Here is a 14,773-nt window from a genome sequence, read left to right as displayed (position 1 = left end):
GTCTGGATCAGATCGATGGGATATGTCCGCTATGACTGCCCGCTCACCCACCGAGCACCTTTACGCCACTGCGCTGCTCGCACAACGGATTCGCTCAGCGGCTGATGGCACCGGTAACTCGTTTTCTCGCAGTCGAACTCGCAATCGCCGCCATCGATCAGAAGCAAGATTCGGGGTGGAGCCATGCGGTGTGCCCCTACGATAGACCATTGGTTCAATGATTATTCGATATGTGCCACATTTTTCACACTTTCTCAGTGGTTCCACGGCGTCGCAAACGTGTGGTGCCGACCACTCTATTCGATACCTCGTCGCAGTTCAGCCGCCATTTGTGAGCGAATCGCTGTCTGCTACCCGCCATTTGTCGGTCCGGACTCCGCCATTGGAATGGGTACGACATTCGGTATTGACGCACGTCACATAGAGGGTAATCATAGGACCAACCTCACACACCGGGACGCGAGGCCGCCTGTCTGCTCACCTGCTTCAGACGCACGGCATACCAACCATCAGAGGAATTCAGCAATGAGTGGAGACCCATCCAATCTTCCCCTGGCCCAGACACACGGCAACACCGTTGTCTCCCAACAGGAAGTCCGTCGCGTAACCATCTCCAGTTACCTCGGCAACACGATCGAGTACTACGACCACACACTTTTCGCCTCGGCTGCCGCCTTGGTGTTCGGCCCACTGTTCTTCTCGAACCTCAGTCCCGCCCTCGGGACCATGGCATCCTTCGCCATCCTCGCCACCGGCTATGTTGCGCGCCCCCTCGGCGGCGTCGTCTTCGGATACCTCGGCGACCGCTATGGACGCAAGTCCACCCTTCTCATGACTATGACCATCATGGGGATCGGTAGTGGCCTGATCGGATTTCTTCCGACATACGACCAGGTCGGAGCAATCGCGCCGATCCTTCTCGTTCTTCTTCGTATTCTGCAGGGCTTTTCGGTCGGCGGGGAATGGGGCGGTGCCGCACTGATGACTGCCGAGCACGCGCCGGACGGTCGCCGCGGCCTCTACACAGCGATCGGCCAGGCCGGAATGGCTTCGGGAGGCGTGGCATCGACCCTGGTCATGGCGCTCACGACCCAGCTCCCGGATGAGCAGTTGTTCTCGTGGGGCTGGCGCGTACCATTCCTGCTGAGCTTCGGACTCCTCATCGTCGGTCTTTACATGCGACTGAAGGTGACCGAAAGTCCCCTGTTCGTGGCGTACGCCGAACGAGGCGAATCCGTGAAGATGAGCCGATCACTCCTCGATAACCGCGGCGCACTGCTGCGCGGACTCTTCGCCAGCCTGCCCTCGACGATGTCGTCGTCGCTGTTCGGCAGCTTCGCGGTCTCCTACGCGGTAGGCGCCGGCCACAGCCGCTCCATCGTGCTTACCGCACTCGCAGTCGGATGGGCTCTGTCCACTGTGACCATGCCCCTCTACGGTTCGCTGTCCGATCGTGTCGGGCGACGCACCGTATACATCACTGCCGCACTCACGCTCGTCGTGATCGCCTATCCCTTCTTCTGGGCCATCCACACCATGAACACGGCTCTGTTGTTCCTCGCCTTCATCGTCGTGTTCGCGGTGGTCGCGATCGGCATGCAGGCGGTGATCGCGGCGCTCCTGACCGAAATGTTCCCGACCGAGTCTCGCTACACGGCGGTATCGATTTCATACCAGGGCAGCGCCATCCTCGGCGGCCTCGCCCCGGTCATCGCCACCTCTCTGATCACCGCCGCGGACGGCGGCGCACAGTGGGTAGCTGTGATGGTCGCGATCGTTGCCGTGCTCGGGGCAACCATGGTCTGGACAACGGGGGAATCGAGCGGCAAGAGCTTGAGCGCCCGCAACACTGACAGAGAACACCCCGCCCAGCCCGCAGTCGACCCCGTCGGCTGACGCCCAACTCCCTCTAGCTCCGGGCGTCGTGTCGGACCGAACCATCGATCCGTTCCGACACGACGCTTGGCCGTCGACCTCCAGACGGTTGCAGGGCAGAGCCGATACCCAGTCCGGCAGGACGCTCTCCTGCGCTGTGAGTGACCACCACACCACTCTCCAGGGTTCTCATCGGAGGCTCCAGGCACCGGAACGCGCGCAGTCCGAGATGTTCACTCGCAGGCCGAAAGGAGGTTCTCGACCGCGCTGACGACTACCTGGCGTCGGCGCGCTCTGTCCCGGGGTGCGACCGCGCCAAGCTCGGGTGTCTGGATATGCCAGGACATGGCAAGTGCGCGAACAATGGTAAGAATTTCGTGGGCCGTGTACTGAGCCGGCAGATGCCCTTCCTGCTGTGCCTGAGTGATCTTTTCGAGCTTGGACTGATTCGATGCCGCGATGGACTGCAGTGGCTCCCCGTCGGGCCGCTCGAGCTGATACCAGGTTGCCAGCCTCAGCGTCGACGGGTTGTCTTCGTAAAGATCGAAAGCCCGGCCGACATAGCCGGCCAGGTCGGTGGCATCGAACTGGACAGAGTCGGTGAACGCCACCACCTGACTGCTGAAGACCGAGTCGAAGAGGCCGTCCTTGTTCCCGTAGTACGCGTAGATCAGCGACTTGTTGGCCTGCGCTACGGCAGCGATCCTGTCGACACGTGCTCCCGCGATCCCGAACTTCGAAAACTCAGTTGTGGCCGCGTCCAGAATTCGTTTCTTCGTCGCTTCTGAGTCCCGTGCCATACCGCCATCATAACAACTAACTAGTCAGTTTGAATTGCTTGTATCTAGCGCCGCCTCCTGCAACAAATGCCGACACGACGGAACCCCGATCCGGCGGAACCCCCGGCTGCGCTTGCCGTACAGCTTCGTCCCGGAAACCCGTGCTCCAACACTGACGTCGCTGGTGCACCGCCGACACGACCGGATCGCCGCCAACCTACTCGCCTCCGACGCCCTCACCACATACATGCACGGACCCGGGATCGGGCCCGGCCAGGATCATGGTGCGCGCGCGAACGTGTTGATCACGCAAGGAGCCGAAGCCGGCGGTCATCGTGCCACCTTCCCCTGCCGTCCGGGCGGCGATCTCACCGACCCGATCGGCCTGATCGCGTTGATGCAGTTTGTTGCGCGGCATCGTCTTCCAGGTCCCCCTGGTGGTCAGCGCATCACCACCGGCGCTGGGCTGGCCGCGGCGCTGACAGATGAGGCAGCCGCCGCGCAGCTCGGATCGGTCTTCATACGTTGCCCGGAGGCGGGTACCTCGGCGGTGGTGCGCGACGCACTCACCAGGGGCAGGCCGACCGTGCCGAACTGGCACGACTACGCAAGGAGAATGCGGCACTCAAACACAAGGTCGTTCGTCGACGAGCTCACCGCAACCGGGATCGGGGTCCGCACAGCGTGTGGGCGGGTCGGGCTGCCACGCTCGACCTACTACCGGCTCACCCGCCGCTACCGGCATTACCAGCCGGTGGCCGACCCGATACCGCAGAAGAACCGACGGCAACCGGCCGCGCTGACCGCCGTCGAACGCACCGCCATCATCGCTGTGCTCGAATCCGACGAGTACGCCGAATTACCTGTGGTGCAGACGTATTGGCGGGCGTTCGATGCGGGAACGGTCGGTTGTTCGGAGCGGACCTTCTACCGGGTCGCGACCGAACAGAACATGGTCGGCGATCGCTTCGGGCTCACAGCTCCGGCACCGGCACGGCCCCGAAGTCACCCTCAGTCGACGCCGACAGGATCCGGGCCAGCTCCGGATCGGCATACACCTCCGCCGTGTGGCGCCACGTCTCGATCGTGCGGGCCGGCGGAGCCGGATTATCCAGCGATGAGCCTGCCCGCAGCGAGGCGATCAGCTCGTCGACGAAGTCGGCGACCTCCTCACCCGAGAGGTAGCTCACCCACGGGAACGCCGCCGCAACTACCTTGCGCACCAGATCACGGTCATCCGAGTGCAGCAGGGCGTCGACCATCGCCGTCGCCGCCGCGAGCACCTCCCGTGCCTGATCCGCCCGCGCCGCCGTCATCAACACCAGATCCTCATCGTCGCGGCGCGTCACCCGCAGCGGCCGCGCTCCCGACCGCTGCCATTCCGACAGTGTCGCCTTCCCCTTGTTCTGGATATCCGAGAACGGCACCTCACCCACAGACATACTTTCAATGTACTTTTAAAGTGTGTGGTCGGCAAGATATGGGCAGGGGCTCCGCTGATCAGATTCGTCCAGGATCCGAATCGGTGAACCGTCGTATTTCACCTGTCTCATCGGAGCCATCGCTGTCGCGGCGTGGCCGCACCGCACACCCGGATACCCGGACTGCGCGCCCCGTCGCGCGGCCGCTGACTTTGCCGGCTCCCGGGTGACCGTGACCAGGGCACTTGTTGCCGCGATCGCGACCACGAGAGTGATGACCAGGGTCACCGAGACCTCCGAGGCGGAGGTGCCCACGAAGGCGAGCGCGGCGAGTACCCAGAGGGCGCGGGCCGCCGCTGCGTGATGGGTGCTGACGACGCCGATACGGGTGGCCCACCGCAAGAAAGGACGAACAGCGGGGGAACTGAAATACGCCGACCGTCGTCAGACGCGTTCGGCGGCGTGCTCGCGCAGGTACTCGCGCAGATACGGCATGGTGAAGTCGAGCATCCCGTGACCGACCGACGCGATCAGCTCGGGCCGTCATCCTGCGACATCACGACGAGGAAGCTGCGATCGAATCGGAGATCCCCGCGAGGCCCTACCCCCAACCGAGGGGCCGGCAGCAGGTCAGCGGCAGCTCTCATCCCCGAGCTCACGACGCCGGGGGCGACCTGCGTGGCGACGGAGCCACGCCCATGTCGAGCGGCGATCGCGTGCGCGCTCGGGCAACCCCACCAGCGCAGTGGGCTTGGTGTCACGCGGGTCGTCCCGTCGAACTGTTACCCCATTAGCCTCTGGCGATGACCGGGTGGGTAGTGCTTTGGTGGATGAAAGGGGGGCAGACCCGATCGATCGAGGAGCCGGTCATGGCCAAGCCGTTCAGAGGTGTCGTCAATCTCGATATTCGTGATTCGATCCCGGACTGGGGTCCGTACGAGCAACCGAAGGCGCCGCCCGGTTCGCCGAACGTCCTCTACATCGTGCTCGACGACGTCGGCTACGGCGCTCTGGGCTGCTACGGCGGCCCGATCGAGACCCCGAACATCGACAAGATCGCCGCGAACGGGCTGCGGTACGGGCAGTGGCACACCACCGCGCTGTGTTCCCCGACCCGCTCTTGCCTGCTGACCGGGCGCAACCACACCACCAACGGGATGGGCTGTATCAGCGAGGCCGCCAGCGGTTTCCCAGGCGCGAACGGGCACATCCCACCCGAATGTGCCACCCTCGCCGAGATTCTGGTCGAGCACGGCTATTCCACCGCGATGGTCGGAAAGTGGCACCTGTGCGCCCAGGACGAGATGAACGCGGCGTCCACCAAACGGAACTGGCCGATCGGCCGTGGCTTCGAACGCTTCTACGGCTTCCTCGGCGGGGAGACCAACCAGTGGTACCCGGACCTGGTGCACGACAACCACCCGGTTCAGGCTCCGACCACGCCGGAGCAGGGGTACCACCTCGGTGTCGACATCACCGACCGGGCCATCGAGTACCTCGACGACGTCAAGGCGATCGCCCCGGACCGCCCGGTGTTCCTGTACTACGCGCCGGGCTGCGCGCACGCCCCGCACCACGTGCCCCGCGAATGGGCCGATCGCTACCGCGGGAAGTTCGATACCGGGTACGAGGCGATGCGCGAGCAGATCCTGGCCCGGCAGAAGGAAATGGGTCTGGTCCCGCAGAACACCGAGCTGCCCCCGCTCAACCCGGTCGGCACCCCCGAGAACCGCACCGGCCTCGACGGTCAGCCGTTCCCGCCGCTGGACTTCACCCGCCCCTGGGACACCCTGTCCGACGACGAGAAGCGCCTGTTCGCCCGGATGGCCGAGGTGTACGCGGGATTCCTGTCGCACTGCGACGACCAGATCGGCCGCCTGCTGGCCTACCTCGAGGACATCGAGCAACTCGACAACACCATCATCGTGCTGGTCTCCGACAACGGCGCGAGCGGCGAGGGCGGACCCAACGGCTCGGTCAACGAGAACAAGATGTTCAACGGCGTGCCCGACGACCTGGCCGAGAACCTGATGATGCTCGACGAACTCGGCAGCACCAACACTTACAACCACTACCCCAACGGGTGGGCGATGGCCTTCAATGCCCCGTTCAAGATGTGGAAGCGCTACACCTTCAACGGCGGCACCTGCGACCCGTGCCTGATCTCCTGGCCCGCCGGGATCACCGCCCGCGGCGAGACCCGCGACCAGTACCACCACGCCATCGACCTGGTCCCGACCCTGCTCGACTGCCTCGGCCTCGAACTCCCGGACACGATCAAGGGGTACGCCCAGCACCCGCTGCAAGGGGTGAGCATGCGGTACAGCTTCGACACCGGCACCATCCCCACCGCCAAGCACACCCAGTTCTACTCGATGCTCGGTAGCCGGGGGATCTGGCACGACGGCTGGAAGGCCGTCACCACCCACCCCACGATCAGCGGCTGGAGCCATTTCCCGGACGACACCTGGGAGCTCTACCACACCGATGTGGACCGCGCCGAGCTCCGCGACCTCGCCGCCGAGGAGCCCGGCCGACTGGCCGAGCTGGTCGGGCTGTGGTTCCACGAGGCCGGCGCCAACCAGGCGCTGCCCCTCGACGATCGTCAGCCCGTCGAGATCCTCACCACCCCACGCCCGCAGCCGGTGGCCCCGCGCAACCGCTACGTCTACCGTCCGGGGGGCGCCCCGGTGCCCGAGTCGGTCGCGGTCAGTGTCCGCAACCGCTCGTATTCGATCGGGGCACTCGTCGACATCCCCGACCCGGGCGCGTCCGGGGTGCTGTTCGCCCACGGCGGCCGGTTCGGCGGCCACACCCTGTACGTCAGGGACAACCGGCTGCACTACGTCTACAACTTCCTCGGCAGCGAACAGCAGAGGATCGACGCCACCGAAGACGTGCCGACCGGTCACAACGTGATCCTGGCCGCCTCCTTCGACAAGGACGGTGAAGATCCGCCCGGCACCGCCCAAGGCGTGCTGAGGCTGTACTACGGCGACCGCAAGGTCGGCGAGGGCCGGATCCGGACCCAACCCGGCCCGTTCGGTCTCGGCGGCGCGGGCCTCACCGCCGGCCGCGGGGGCGCCGAAGCCGTCACCGACGACTACCCCGGAACCACACCCTGGGCGTTCACCGGCGGCACCCTGAACCGGGTCGCCGTCGACGTCAGCGGCGAACCCTACGTCGACCTCGAACGCGCAGCCGCCGCCATGCTCTCCCGCGAATAGCAAGATCGAAACGACGAGGCGTCGGGCTCTGCCGACATGATGTGCTCGGTGGAGCCCGCGCTTTCCGTCGAACGTGTCCACCGATCAGCATTCCTGTTGTGCCCCACCAACTCCGAGATGCGGGCGTCAGCGTCCTGATCGGCCGTCACGGTATTGCCTGCTGCGCGCCTCGCCGGCCAGCGGCCCGCGAGGCTACCAGCGAGAGACGACGCTCGGGTTCGGCTCGTCGCTGCCCCGAATCGCGACCGGAGTCGCCGGCGTAATCAGGAGGCGAACCGTCGAGTTCTGGCTGACGAAACCGACGAATCCGCCGTTGCCGTGGTCTTCGAAGATGCCCCTGATGGCGTCCTCGAGGCCGTGGGCGGCGGCCGCATCGGCGAGCGGATAACGGACCCCGTCGTAGATCGCTTCGTAACTCATGATCCTTCTCCCGCTGGTGTGGTGGTCCTCCCAGCGTAGGAGCGCCGGGCGAGCAAGATGTCGATCGGCGGGAGTCGGTCGACAGGCTCCCACCGACGACGGTGTTTACCGCGTGTTCAATCCGTGCGGGCACGCTCTCTTCCATGAGTACTCGCCATCAGCCGCCCCCGGAGGACCGTCCACCGACGAGAACGACACCGACACGTCGAAACTGCCCGGATCTCACTAACCACTCAGGCACCGACTACCGATGACGCAACGCCACCCGAACGCCCTCCGCTACTACTCCACACGAAAGGACGCCATGACCGACGGACCGGCCGAGTACACGCCCCCAGGTTCCGCACGGACACACACCACCGAGTGGATCAAGGCCCATCTCGAGCGGATGGACCGTCCCGACCCGCAGGCGGCACCGATCACCGGCGGGACGACCACCGAGCCGACCTGACTCGCGCGGCCGACCACGACCAGCGGGGCCAGCAACGGTACCGCCCCGCAGGGTGGGTCAGCGCGCGAGACGCGCGGCGTCCGCCCGGGCACGAGCGCACCCCGACCGATCCCGCGGACCACAGAGATTTGGAACCCGAACATCCGCACACATTGCCACCGGCGCACGGCGGTGGCGCTGAGCGGCGAGGAGTCCGGCGCCTGATGGCGCGCAGCCTTATTCCAATTCTCGTGCACGACCAGTCACGCCTGCTCGACGTCAATCAGACGTTCGCGACACTGCTCGGATACGACCTGCCCGAGATCGCCGGCCTGCACGTCCACCAGGTGATCCACCTGAATGACACCGCCATCGGCTCGCCGCGACCGTTCGACGCACATGAGAACGCACCCATACTGTGAGAGCCCCGGAACGGCAATGCGGAAACACTGATAGGCGAAATCCAAGTGAGGACAGTCCCCGACCCGAGGCCGGGGACTGTCCTCGCGTTTGAGGGCTCGCGCGTCAGTTACCGAACCGGAACCAGAATCGGATCACCCGGCCGAGGGCGACGATCACCTTCGCGAAGTCGCGGAGACCGGCGGTGCTGCCGGTGAGGATAACAATGAGGATGGCGGTGACCAGGCAGGCGGTCACGAAGAAGACAAAGCACGCGGCAATCACCAAGGCGATCGAGACGAGAATTTCGGGTTGGGCCATGTGGACCTCCGTCTGTTGGCGGACACGCGACGACAGCGACCGTTGTGGTGCTGCCCAATGAGTGATCTCCAACAGAGGGACGGGCCCTCCCCACCCGCAGGTGGGATACCTAAATCATCGCTTGGACCTGGCACTTCCGTCAATAGAGGCATCGAAAAACGGTACGCGAGGTTGACACAGGCATGCATCACGCTCCGCGACAACTCAGGAGATGACCGAGGACGCAGTCCGCCGGTTTGCTCACGTCGTGCGGTGAGAGCGACGACGAGCCGCTGCACTGTCTCGCCGAACGCGCAGCAGATGGCTCCGCCGATACCCCGGTCCCCGCGGCGGCATCCCCGCCGGGCCGGATCTCGATTCACCGGCGACCACCCCGACGGCCGGGGAATACTGGAGGGATGCGGATCGTGTTGATTCTCGGCGCCGTCGGGTTGGTACTCGAAGAATTGGAGTCCGCGTGATCCTCGACGCCATCGGTGCGCCCATCGTTCTTGCCCCGATGGCCGGCGGACCGTCCACGCCGGAACTCACCGCGGCCGTCACCGAGGCGGGCGGGTTCGGCATCCTCGCGGCCGGATATCTGAGCGCCGACGTGCTGGCGCAACGGATTTCACAAACGCAGCAGCTCACCTCGGCGGGGTTCGGGGTGAACCTGTTCGCGCCGGGAAAGCCGACACCGGTCGAGCAGATCGCGCCGTACCTCGACGAGCTCGCCGCGACCGGAGCCGAAGTCGGCGAACCGCGTTTCGACGACGACGACTGGTCCGCCAAGCTCGACCTCCTCGTCGCCGATCCCGTTGCGGTGGTGTCGTTCACGTTCGGCTGCCCGTCGCCGACAGAGATCGAGCGACTGCACGCCGTCGGGTCCGAGGTGTGGGTCACCGTGACGTCGACCATCGAGGCGCAGGTCGCCGTGACTGCGCGCGCGGACGTGTTGATCGCGCAAGGAGCCGAAGCCGGCGGTCATCGTGCCACCTTCCTCTCCCGTCCGGGCGACGATCTCACCGACCCGATCGGCCTGATCGCGTTGATGCAGTTGTTGCGCGGCACCGTCTTCCCGGTCCCCCTGGTGGCCAGCGGCGGCATCACCACCGGCGCTGGGCTGGCAGCGGCGCTGGCAGCTGGTGCAGCCGCCGCGCAGCTCGGATCGGTCTTCATGCGCTGCCCGGAGGCGGGTACCTCGGCGGTGGTGCGCGACGCACTCACCAGGGGCCGGCCGACCGCGCTCACTCGTGCGTTCACCGGACGGTGGGCGCGTGGCATCCGCAACCGATTCCTCGACGAACACACCGCCACCGCACCCGCTGCCTACCCGGAGATCCACTACGCGACGTCGCCGCTGCGCCAGGCCGCGCGTGAGAGCGGAGACGGCGAAGCGGTGAATCTCTGGGCCGGGCAGTCCTACCAGCTCGCGAAGGATCGGCCCGCCGCCGAGGTGGTGCAGCGCCTGGTCAAGGGGTGCCGCGTATCGCTCGAGGCTGCGGCGAAGCGGATCTCACCGCCGTGACCTCAGTGTCGGGTCCTCGCCGAGCCACCGTCGTGTACAGCAGTTGCCACCCCGTATTTCATCGCTGAGTTAGAGCCGGCATCGCCGTGTTTCATATGCCCTTGGGCGGGTCGCGATCAGAAATGTGCTGCTCAGGCTTCGGGAGAACGCCGGCAGGCACCACGATCACCGGATCGGACGGGGCGCACCCGCCGTTTGCTCCCCGCGCGGCGTCGGCGACGGTAGATTCACGTATCGCTGCTCCCGCAAGATTCCCGCTCGTCGAAGGGATCGTCCGTTATGAGTAAGCCGACTCACCGGTGGGTGCGCCGCGGTGCATCCGCCGCCCTTGCCGTCGCCATCGGATTCGCCACCCTCTCCTGCGGATCGGATGACACCAGCGGCGGTGGGACGGAGTCGACAGCCCCGGAATCGCCCGACGCCGCCAAGATCGAACAGATCGTCCAAGGCAAGATGACCGAACTCGACCTCTCGTCCGCCGTGTTCGGTGTGTGGCGCGGCGACGAGCAGGTCACCGTCGGCGCGCTGGGCGGATCCCCGATCGGCGTCCCCGCGACGCCCGACATGCAGCTGCGGGTGGGTCAGCCGATGGAGCCGATGCTGTCGACGGTGCTGCTGCAACTCGACAAGGACGGCGTCGTCCCCCTCGACAAGCCGATCGCCGAATGGGTCCCCGACTTCCCGCGCGCCGACAAGATCACCCCGCGGATGCTCGCCAATAGCACCACCGGCATCGCGGACTACGTCACCGACCCCGAATTCCTGAAGCAGTTCTACGCCAACCCGATGGCGGGCTTCACTGCGCAGCAGATCTTCGACCTCGCCAACGCGCGGCCGCCGCTGTTCGAACCCGGCACCAATTGGGCGTACGCCCACAGCGATCTGTGCCTGCTCGGTGTGGTCCTCGAAAAGGCCACCGGAACGACCCTCCACGACCTCATCCAGCAGCGCATCCTGGACCCGCTGGGCATGAACGACAGCGTCGTCGTCCTCACACCCCAGATGACGGAGCCGACGCTGCACGGCTACACGAATGAACGCGGCGTCTTCGAGGACTCCACGTTCTGGAACCCCACCGCATTCCTCAACAGCGGCAACATGAACTCCACCCTGGCCGACGTCTCCGTGTGGGTGCGTGCGCTCGCCGCAGGCAAGTTGCTCTCCGAGGAGCAGTTCAAGGAAATGATGGCCCCCAGCACCGCCGGCCTCGGCCCCATGACGGCGCAGAAATACTTCGCGTTCGGGGTCGTCCACATCGACGACTGGCTCTACATGAACCCGGCGTTCGGCGGCTACAACGGCGTCGCCTTCTACGACACGAAAACCGACACGACGATTGTCGTCTACTGCACCCTCGGACCGAAAGCCAACTCCGACAACAACAACGCCGTCCCCATCGGCAAAGACATCGGCGCTCTCCTCGTCCCGGACCGACCCCCGAACGTCTGATCTCCGCTGTGGTGCGTTCGGTGAGCCTAACGCGCCGGCAAACGATACACCCGCCGCGCGGTTTCGCCGAAGAACAGAGCCTGTTCCGCCGACGACAGGTCGTCGAGGGCTGCCTGCACGGTGGACACCATGGTGTCGCTGTCCCACAGCAGATGGTCGATCGGGTAATGGGAGGCGAACATGCATCGTCCGGCGCCGAAGATTCTGAGCGCCGTCCGCACCCAGCTCCCGATCGCGTCCAGCGAAGTTCCGAAGATGAGGGCGATTCCCTGAAACTTGAGGACGACGTTCGGAAACTGACTCACCGCACCGAGGCGTTCTTCCCACCGGGAGAAGCCGTCGGCAGTGAGGTCGACGGGCCAGCCGACCGCCTCCAACACGAAGGTGGTGTCGGGAAACGCAGCAATGAGTTCGTGCATGTCGGGTAGCTGCTCGTCGTATACGAGCAGCTCCCACACCAGCCCCGCGTCGGCGACCTTCTCGAACCCGCGCAGCCAGGCCGGGTCCGACAGGTAGTCGCCCCGCGCACCCAGACGCTTGACGGGGTCTTCCGCCCAGTACAGCGGCTGACGCACCGCCTGGACCACCGGCAGATCCCGGTATCGCGCGAGAACATCTGCCAGACCATCCGATTCGAGCTGCGCGGCCGCGATGAAGGCGTTCGGAACGCCGACACGATCGGCGCACTGCTGAATCCAGAGGGCCTCCGCGACACCGTCCGCTGCTCCGAACTCACACGCGACCGAGGCCGCGACGGGTATCCCGTCGACCTGTGCCCGGTAGTCGTGCGGCAGGTATCGGCGTGCCGCGTCATAGTAATTCGACAGCAGCGCGGTCAGCGCGGGTGGGCGATTGTCGATCCACGGGTACGCGAGGTCGGGCAGATTCAAGAAATGATGGTGCGCATCGACAATGTCCACCTCACACAGCATATTTCACTTCTGCACGACCGGCCGAGACTTGGTTGAGCTCAACTCGCGTTGAAACTATCCACGGCGGCGGTGACTGCGGCGGCGAATCCTTCTCCCCCGTGCCCGGCGTCGTCGAGCACGACCAACTTGCTGCCGGGCCAGGCTCGCGCGATCTCCCACGCGGTGTCCAACGGCCCGGACACGTCGTAACGTCCGTGTACCAGGATCGCCGGGATGCCGGCGAGGGCGCCCATCCCGTCGAGGATCTCGTTCGGGGCGAGGAAGCAGTCGTGTGACCAGTAGTGCGTCACCAACCGCGCGAACACGCTCCGGAATGCGGGATCGTCGTAGCGCGGGTTCGGCTGCCACCCCGGCATCAGCGAAACATGCGTGTCCTCCCACGCACACCACCTCATTGCCGCCGTCCGGCGCACCTCCGGGTCCGGGTCGGCCAGCAGGCGGGCGTAGGCGGCCGGGAGGTCCCCCGCCCGTTCACTATCCGGCACACCCGCGACGAACTGTTCCCACTGCTGCGGGAACACGCGCCCCATGGCGCGGGTGATCCAGTCGATCTCCCGCCGGGAACCCGTGGTGACCGCACCGAACACCGCCGCAATCACCTGCTCCGGGCACTTCTGTGCGTATGCCAATCCCAGGCTGACGCCCCACGAGACGCCGGTGACGATCCACCGCTCGATCCCGAGATGCTCACGCAGGCGCTCGATGTCGTCGACCAGGTGCGCGGTCGTGTTCGACCCCAGGTCGTAGTCGGGGCCGTCCGCCAACGGCGTGCTGCGACCGCACCCGCGCTGGTCGAACAGCACCGCCCGGAACGCGGTCGGGTCGAAATAGCGTCGCGCTCCCGCGGTACTCCCCGAGCCCGGTCCGCCGTGCAGGTACACGACGGGGATCCCGGTTGGGGTCCCGACGGTCTCCCAGTACACGCGGTGACCGTCGGAGACGTCGAGGAGTCCGGACTCGTACGGCTCTACCGCCGGATACAGTGCGTCGCCCACCGCCTCACCCTGCCACGACGCCGGACGTCCGCGCGTCACGAGATGGATTGCGGGTCCTGTCCGTACTGTGATCTCGATGCACTTCGGACTGACTGATCTGATCGACCCGCGCCTGCTGCCTCTCGTCGACGCGTCGCGGGCGTTCTACGCGAAGCGCGTCGCCGGTCGGAGTCCGAGTAGCGGGGCGGAACTTCGATCGGTCCGAGCCGATGCCCCCGCCCCCGCCCCGTCGCAACCGCCGGCTGTCGAGGAGGTCGTCGTCAGCGGTGGTCTTCGAGTCCCGCTGCGGATTCACGCCCCCGTCGGCCGGGCCGCGACGGGTGTCTACCTGGAGATCCACGGCGGCGGCTTCTACATGGGGTCGGCTGCCGGCAGTGACGTCCGCAACCGCCGACTCGCGGACGCGCTCGGCGTCGCGGTCGTCAGCGTGGACTACCGGCTCGCTCCGGAACACCCGTGGCCGGCCGCACCCGACGATTGCGAAGCCGCCGCACTCTGGCTCGTCGAGCACGCCGCGGACCGCTTCGGGACGACGAAGCTCTCCATCGGCGGCTTCTCGGCCGGTGCAACGCTCGCAATGACCACGCTTCTACGGCTGCGCGATCGGGGGATATTCGCCATTGATTCCGCCGTGCTGCAGTTCGGAACGTACGACCTCAGCGCGCAGACACCCGCCGGACGCCTGATCGCCGACGAGTACTTCCTCGACGCCTACGCGGGCGCGGCGTCGGACCGCACTCATCCCGACCTCTCCCCGATCTACGCCGACCTCACCGATCTGCCGCCGATCCTGATGGTGGTCGGGGACGCCGACATCCTGCTCCACGACAACCTGGCCATGGCCGCACGGCTGTCCGCTTCGGGCGTCGACGTCGATCTCCGTATCTACCCGGACTCACCCCACGGATTCACCGGCCACCCGACCCCGATGGCTCGGGCGGCCCACGACGACATGCAGATGTGGCTGAACAGCCACCGCCGCGAGAGTGCAGGAGGTGGTCGGCATCAGTGAGTACCG

At 66.0% G+C, this 14,773-nt stretch carries 14 protein-coding genes and 1 pseudogene; 8 read left to right on the top strand and 7 right to left on the bottom strand.

What is annotated here, in order from left to right; genetic code table 11:
* Positions 1-525: 525 nt before the first annotated feature.
* On the top strand, positions 526-1,896 hold the full coding sequence (locus CJ179_RS11960; RefSeq protein WP_179377567.1) for an MFS transporter: 1,371 nt from the start codon (positions 526-528) through the stop codon (positions 1,894-1,896).
* Between the two features lie 212 nt (positions 1,897-2,108).
* On the opposite strand, the gene CJ179_RS11955 is transcribed toward CJ179_RS11960, so the two are convergent.
* Positions 2,109-2,675 (bottom strand): TetR family transcriptional regulator, encoded by a 567-nt coding sequence (locus CJ179_RS11955; RefSeq protein ID WP_095861622.1) that lies wholly within the window; start codon positions 2,673-2,675, stop codon positions 2,109-2,111.
* 226 nt (positions 2,676-2,901) lie between these two features.
* On the opposite strand from CJ179_RS11955, the pseudogene CJ179_RS50570 reads away from it, so the two are divergent.
* Positions 2,902-3,213, top strand: a pseudogene (locus CJ179_RS50570) (nitronate monooxygenase); the annotation flags it as partial.
* 415 nt (positions 3,214-3,628) lie between these two features.
* On the opposite strand, the gene CJ179_RS11945 reads toward CJ179_RS50570, so the two are convergent.
* Entirely contained in the window at positions 3,629-4,090 is a 462-nt protein-coding gene (locus CJ179_RS11945; protein WP_083395717.1) for a hypothetical protein, read from the bottom strand.
* Positions 4,091-4,111: 21 nt separating this feature from the next.
* The gene (locus tag CJ179_RS52150) at positions 4,112-4,477 is read right to left on the bottom strand and encodes a hypothetical protein (protein WP_072946735.1); all 366 of its coding nucleotides are present in this window, start codon (positions 4,475-4,477) and stop codon (positions 4,112-4,114) included.
* Between the two features lie 467 nt (positions 4,478-4,944).
* Here CJ179_RS52150 and CJ179_RS11930 point away from each other — a divergent pair, with 467 nt between their 5' ends.
* A complete protein-coding gene (locus tag CJ179_RS11930; protein WP_095861620.1) occupies positions 4,945-7,302 on the top strand; it encodes an arylsulfatase in 2,358 nt (785 codons plus the stop codon).
* 192 nt (positions 7,303-7,494) lie between these two features.
* Here the strand turns inward: CJ179_RS11930 and CJ179_RS11925 are convergent, their stop codons facing one another.
* On the bottom strand, positions 7,495-7,722 hold the full coding sequence (locus CJ179_RS11925; protein WP_072946733.1) for a hypothetical protein: 228 nt from the start codon (positions 7,720-7,722) through the stop codon (positions 7,495-7,497).
* A 250-nt stretch (positions 7,723-7,972) separates the two neighbouring features.
* On the opposite strand from CJ179_RS11925, the gene CJ179_RS11920 reads away from it, so the two are divergent.
* Both CJ179_RS11920 and CJ179_RS11915 read left to right on the top strand, forming a co-directional pair.
* Positions 7,973-8,173 (top strand): hypothetical protein, encoded by a 201-nt coding sequence (locus CJ179_RS11920; RefSeq protein WP_072946732.1) that lies wholly within the window; start codon positions 7,973-7,975, stop codon positions 8,171-8,173.
* A 203-nt stretch (positions 8,174-8,376) separates the two neighbouring features.
* On the top strand, positions 8,377-8,574 hold the full coding sequence (locus tag CJ179_RS11915) for a PAS domain-containing protein (RefSeq protein WP_095861619.1): 198 nt from the start codon (positions 8,377-8,379) through the stop codon (positions 8,572-8,574).
* A 103-nt stretch (positions 8,575-8,677) separates the two neighbouring features.
* Here the strand turns inward: CJ179_RS11915 and CJ179_RS11910 are convergent, their stop codons facing one another.
* Positions 8,678-8,872, bottom strand: coding sequence for a hypothetical protein (locus CJ179_RS11910; protein WP_005565087.1), 195 nt, complete (start codon positions 8,870-8,872; stop codon positions 8,678-8,680).
* 457 nt (positions 8,873-9,329) lie between these two features.
* Between CJ179_RS11910 and CJ179_RS11905 the strand changes: the two genes are divergently transcribed.
* Both CJ179_RS11905 and CJ179_RS11900 read left to right on the top strand, forming a co-directional pair.
* Positions 9,330-10,379: a nitronate monooxygenase family protein gene (locus CJ179_RS11905; protein WP_179377566.1), complete on the top strand. Its 1,050-nt coding sequence runs from the start codon at positions 9,330-9,332 to the stop codon at positions 10,377-10,379.
* Between the two features lie 279 nt (positions 10,380-10,658).
* Positions 10,659-11,828 carry a serine hydrolase gene (locus tag CJ179_RS11900; RefSeq protein WP_095861618.1) on the top strand — a complete coding sequence of 390 codons (1,170 nt, stop codon included), beginning with the start codon at positions 10,659-10,661 and terminating at the stop codon, positions 11,826-11,828.
* A gap of 26 nt (positions 11,829-11,854) precedes the next feature.
* Here the strand turns inward: CJ179_RS11900 and CJ179_RS11895 are convergent, their stop codons facing one another.
* Together CJ179_RS11895 and pip are read right to left on the bottom strand one after the other, a co-directional pair.
* Positions 11,855-12,760: an amidohydrolase gene (locus CJ179_RS11895; protein ID WP_095861617.1), complete on the bottom strand. Its 906-nt coding sequence runs from the start codon at positions 12,758-12,760 to the stop codon at positions 11,855-11,857.
* 38 nt (positions 12,761-12,798) lie between these two features.
* On the bottom strand, positions 12,799-13,755 hold the full coding sequence (gene pip / locus CJ179_RS11890; protein WP_095861705.1) for a prolyl aminopeptidase: 957 nt from the start codon (positions 13,753-13,755) through the stop codon (positions 12,799-12,801).
* 76 nt (positions 13,756-13,831) lie between these two features.
* On the opposite strand from pip, the gene CJ179_RS11885 reads away from it, so the two are divergent.
* On the top strand, positions 13,832-14,767 hold the full coding sequence (locus CJ179_RS11885; protein WP_095861704.1) for an alpha/beta hydrolase: 936 nt from the start codon (positions 13,832-13,834) through the stop codon (positions 14,765-14,767).
* The last annotated feature ends 6 nt before the right edge of the window (positions 14,768-14,773 follow it).

Source organism: Rhodococcus sp. ACS1 (genome assembly GCF_002300155.1).
In the GTDB taxonomy this organism is placed as follows: domain Bacteria; phylum Actinomycetota; class Actinomycetes; order Mycobacteriales; family Mycobacteriaceae; genus Rhodococcus_F; species Rhodococcus_F koreensis.
This window is presented reverse-complemented; position numbering and strand designations above follow the sequence as displayed.